Source organism: Algoriphagus sp., from assembly GCF_024642405.1.
GTDB lineage: Bacteria > Bacteroidota > Bacteroidia > Cytophagales > Cyclobacteriaceae > Algoriphagus.
The window spans coordinates 1-2,793 of the sequence record NZ_JAHEBC010000448.1 but is presented as its reverse complement, the minus strand read 5'-3'; the positions used below and the strand labels follow the sequence as shown (position 1 = coordinate 2,793).

General features: G+C 36.7%; 3 protein-coding genes. 1 reads left to right on the top strand and 2 read right to left on the bottom strand.

The genetic code is table 11. The annotated features are described in order from the left end of the window. Window positions 1-435 precede the first annotated feature (435 nt). Window positions 436-1,110, bottom strand: a complete 675-nt coding sequence (locus Q0L68_RS19160) for a hypothetical protein (protein ID WP_296705855.1) — start codon at window positions 1,108-1,110, stop codon at window positions 436-438. A gap of 35 nt (window positions 1,111-1,145) precedes the next feature. Then, a complete protein-coding gene (locus tag Q0L68_RS19155; RefSeq protein ID WP_296705854.1) occupies window positions 1,146-1,829 on the bottom strand; it encodes a hypothetical protein in 684 nt (227 codons plus the stop codon). A gap of 326 nt (window positions 1,830-2,155) precedes the next feature. Here Q0L68_RS19155 and Q0L68_RS19150 point away from each other — a divergent pair, with 326 nt between their 5' ends. Further along, window positions 2,156-2,605 (top strand): nuclear transport factor 2 family protein, encoded by a 450-nt coding sequence (locus tag Q0L68_RS19150; protein WP_296705853.1) that lies wholly within the window; start codon window positions 2,156-2,158, stop codon window positions 2,603-2,605. Window positions 2,606-2,793: the final 188 nt, after the last annotated feature.

The following is a 2,793-nucleotide window of genomic DNA, read 5'->3' as shown; positions in this document are numbered from 1 at the left end:
AAAAAAGGTCAGGCTACAGGTTTTGAATTGGTAAACACCAATTTATTGAACGGCCAGATCAAGGGTGGAATTACCTTGATTGTTATGGGAAGCTAAAAACGTATTCCTAGTAATCTTAAGTGAATACTATAGCTGTCATCATAGAAAGATTATTCTTTATCCAATTTCCTTTCATTTTTAAAAATATAGTAAGGAAATACTGGCTTTGGAAGCGATGAAAATGATCTTGGGTGATCTCTCCATTTCTTAAGCAAGCCTACAGTTAATCAAAGGAATTTGGAAATTAAAGATGAGTGGAAATAGATCTGAATTACAGGAAATAACTCTATCTTTTCTGTACCTAATCAAGAAAATAAAAAAGCCGAAAGAAGTTTATTCTTTCGGCTAAGAAAAATAGCAAAACTTAACTTAAGTCCTGAGGATCGCTTTTATTTCTTAATTGACTTGAACATTTCCTCGAACCCACTCCACAGGGAATCCATCTCCAAATCCATCAGATGCGGCAAAATCTTCACAAGAAAGATAATCAAAGTCTGCTTTCAATCCACCATAAATATAAGTATGGCGGTCTGATTCGGCTTTGGAACCCTCTCCATTATCCTCAAATCCAATCCATATTAAAAAGGGAACATCTTCTACTTCAAAAACATACCGAACCCAAGCTCGATTACCCTCAACATAAAGGCAATCTACCTCTCCGGAAGCAATTACATTTCCCTCCGTATCTTTCCAGTTAACCTTTCCTACATCATTCCCATCAGCATCTTCACGTGCTGAAAAAGTGATTTCAAAATTTGGTTCATCGGAGTCCGGATAAAGATCTTTACCACCACCACTTGCCATGGCTACCCACTTTTTGTTGCTTTTTGAATACAGTTCCACGTCAGTTTGTTCAGTTCCTTTGGGAGCTGCTGCCATTTTACGAAGTGCGTCCATAAATTCTTTGTTCTCAGACAGAAGGGGAAGAGTTTTATTCACCGACCCATCCTTCAAGTTCAACTCATCAAGATTTGATGGTTGGTCTGAATTATCCATATTACATCCAGCAAAGATTAAAAGAGGAAGCAACAACAGATACTTTAAAACAGAATTAAAAATTAAATTTTTCATGGTTTTTTAATTTTAAGTTGAATTATATAATCCGCTTATTTACCGTTATCCCCGGTCACATCACCATAGCAATCCATTGATTTAACTTTTACATTTCCTTCAATTTCTTCAAAGAATAAACCCTGACCAAATTGTGCAGGAGTAAATCCAATTTCACAATGATAATCTGCAGAAGATTTCGGTTGGTTATAACGTATGTCTGTGGTTGCGTCAAGGCCATTGCCATTGTCTTCAGCCAACCAAATAGCGTATCTACCTACTAGACTTTCTGTTGAAGCTTCTGTAATGACTCCTGTCATTCTAACAGTTTTACAATCCTCTTCAAAAACCATACAAAGCACCTCTCCTTTAGCGGATGCTAAAAGTTCTCCTTCCATATCATAATTTACCACTTCAAAAGTTCCAGAAATCTCTCCAGCTTTTAGGGTAGCATTGTAGCTATGAGTCTCTGTTTGAGGATCGATATTTTCCCCGGACTCAACGGTTAGATCAATATTATAGGCCTTAGCCCATCCCTCACCCGGCATCCAATTTTTTCGAGCATTGGTGTTACCAGGAATGTAGTCATTCGGAACTTTCATGTTAGGCTTTAAAATGGTTTCTGTGCCACTGGACAGGTCAGGTGCCTGTACCGAATCATCCAAACTACAGCTGGATACCAAAATCAGAATGGAGAAGAAAAATGCTGAGCTCCACTTGTTTAAAATTGTGTTTTTCATGATTTTAAATAATTAAGTTTTGATAATAAAATTACTCTTTTAAGGTAGGCAAAGCATCTAAATAAAACAATATATATATTTAAATAAGTATATTAAATATAAAAAAAAGTGTTTCATTTTGAAACAAATCTGACTTAAAGTTTTATTTATCGAATAATCATTGTAATTTATAAAGACTGAAGGGGGCTACTTTAATGATATTCCATAAACTCATACACAGACTCCCCAGTGATTAGTTTTTAGAGTTGAATTGATTTTTAGTATCAAGTAGTACAGGGAAGCCGAAAACTGAGGAGAGTAGGCAAACAAAACTTAACGACACTTTTATGAAAAAAACGATCCAATTTGGTTTGTATCTAATGCTTGCATCATTGATACTGACCTATCCAGTAATGGCACAGAATCTAGATAAGGAAATGGCCAAACTTGTCAAAGATTATGAAAAGGCTTATAATCAGGAAGATGTGAAAACACTAATGGGAAGGTATACAGCTGATGCTGTTAGAGTCATGTCTGATGGAACAACCTTTAATGGCTTTGCAGAAATAGAGGCAGCGATGGTAGCGGATTTTGCTGCAAATGATTTCAAAGTATCTATTAATGTGGGAACTCATGAAGTATTAAGTGATGGGACAGTGATTGCAAAAGGAACTTATCGTGTGAAAGGTACCTCGGGAGGTGAGCCGGTTGATTTTACCGGAACTTATACCAATACCTTGGTAAATGTGAATGGGGACTGGAAAGTCACGAAAAATGTGCTGGTTGTAAATCAATAGTTTTCCTTATTAAATAAAACCAGCGGGTCGGAAATTGCCGGCTCGCTGGATTTTTTTGAATACGAATTCTAAAACAACATGTCAAAGCAGGTCATTTCGATCCGCCAAAGACGAGAGAGCTTGCCTTCCGGTAGTTAGGAAATCTCAAAGATTGGGGCATTGGAGTTAGGAAGCAGATTGAAAAGATT

Coding starts and splice junctions, on each gene's coding strand:
- Q0L68_RS19160 (WP_296705855.1), bottom strand. CDS start 1,110: ATGAAAAATTTAATTTTTAATTCTGTTTTAAAGTATCTGTTGTTGCTT.
- Q0L68_RS19155 (WP_296705854.1), bottom strand. CDS start 1,829: ATGAAAAACACAATTTTAAACAAGTGGAGCTCAGCATTTTTCTTCTCC.
- Q0L68_RS19150 (WP_296705853.1), top strand. CDS start 2,156: ATGAAAAAAACGATCCAATTTGGTTTGTATCTAATGCTTGCATCATTG.